This is a genomic window from Streptomyces sp. NPDC059718, from assembly GCF_042733315.1.
In the GTDB taxonomy this organism is placed as follows: Bacteria; Actinomycetota; Actinomycetes; order Streptomycetales; family Streptomycetaceae; genus Actinacidiphila.
The window spans coordinates 1-1,718 of record NZ_JBHWGA010000133.1 but is presented as its reverse complement, the minus strand read 5'-3'; the positions used below and the strand labels follow the sequence as shown (position 1 = coordinate 1,718).

The window sequence follows — 1,718 nt, the reverse complement described above, 5'->3', positions numbered from 1 at the left end:
CTAGAAGACTGCTGAAAATCTTGTTGTGGGACTGCCCCGGCCGGAGGCCGGGCGGCCCTTTCGTTTATGCGGTGGCTGGGGCGATGTGCCAGGTGGTGTTGGTTCGGGTGAGTCCGAGGGTGATCAATCGACGGAGGTTGAGGGCGGCGGCGCGGTGGTGGAGCCAGATGTTGTTGGCGATGACGCCGCAGTGTGGGACCCGGCGGTTGCCCTTGGCGACCAGCCAGGCGATGGCGCGTTCGACTGGTGGCCGCCATCGGCGGTATTCGTCTTGCCAGCCGGGGTCGGTGGCGGCCTGACGGCGGGCGGCGGTCAGCAGTTCGTGCTGGGGATGGACGTTCAGGGTGCGTCCGGTCTTGGACTTAGTGCAGCGTTCCCGCAGGGGGCAGTTGGTGCAGGCGCGCTTGAACTGGGCCGTGCGGGCGCCGTCGGCTGTGGCCTGGCCGAGGTTGGCGGTGTGTCCGGCCGGGCAGGTCGCGGTGCCGGCGGCCAGATCGAGGCGGAAGTGATCGATGGTGAAGCCGCCGGGGACGGCTTGCCGCAGTGGCGGCGGCTTGATCACCAAGGTGTGGCCTTCTGCCTGCAGACGTGCGCGCAGGTCGCCGGTGCCGTAGGCGCTATCGCCGAGCACGGTTAACTCCGCGTCCTCCTCCTCGTCGGCCAGCAGACCGGGCGCGACGGCGGCCTCGTGGTTGTCGGGGCCGTAGCCGCTGGTCAGGGCGACGGCGGTGAAGAGTCCGGTCTCCGGCTCGAAGGCGACGTGTCCTTTGAAGCCTTCGCTGTGGCGGGTGCGGTTCTTGTGGATGTGCCGTGCGTCGGGGTCGACGGTGGACACGGCCCGGTCCGGCACCGTGCGCTTGGCGATGCGCCAGCGGCCGTCGCGCCCGTCGGAGTCTTCGGCAGGTTCCACGTCCTGGCCCGCGACCAGGGCGAGCAGACCGACTGCGTTCGCCGCCTTCTCGCCCAGGTTTTGCTCGGGCAGGTGCCCGAGCAGGTTGAGGGCGTCGGTGACCAGCGCGTCGACCAGTGCGGCGCGGGCCGACTCGTCGTCCCAGGCGATCCTCGGTTTGCCCGGGTCGGTGTAGTCGTGCGCCCGGCAGTGCCCCGCAGCCACCTCCTCGGCGCCGGGAACCTCGCGGATCACCCGGCGGATCGCGGAGATGATCTGGGTGACGGTGTCCTGGGTGGCCACCGCGTCATCGAGCACGGTGGAGTCCAGCGCCCGCCGCTGCCTGCCCTTGAGCACGCTAGTCGCGGCCACGACTTCCCTGACCTTGGTGAAGATCCGCAAGGGATCGGCCGAATGACGCAGGCGGCGCCGGAAGTACGTCAGCAGCGACGGGTCGAACGCGGTGTCGTACAGGCCGAGCCCGCAGGCGGCCTTCCACCGCAGGTCACACCGCAGTTCCTGGACGGTCTCGAAGTCCGACAATCCCTGCAGGCTCTGCAGTACCACCGTCGCGGCCAGCACCTGAGGCGGCAGACTCGGCCGACCGTTGGACGACGGATACATGTCCGCGAACATCCCCGGCGGAAACAGCACCTCGCGATGCTCGGCCAGAAATGCGAACACACTGCCAGCCGGGATCAACTCCCGACACGTCTCCCACACATCCGGCCCGACCGACTCCCCGGCCCATTCCCCCTGCATGCCTACAAGACTGGCCCCGACTCCACAGAGCCGGGGCCAGAACCCGAGATTTTCAGCAGTCTTCTAG

At 68.9% G+C, this 1,718-nt stretch carries 1 protein-coding gene; it reads right to left on the bottom strand.

Annotation, left to right across the window (positions count from 1 at the left end; all coding sequences use genetic code 11):
- Positions 1-64: 64 nt before the first annotated feature.
- Positions 65-1,651 carry an IS1182 family transposase gene (locus ACFV3E_RS46655; RefSeq protein WP_500542627.1) on the bottom strand — a complete coding sequence of 529 codons (1,587 nt, stop codon included), beginning with the start codon at positions 1,649-1,651 and terminating at the stop codon, positions 65-67.
- Positions 1,652-1,718: the final 67 nt, after the last annotated feature.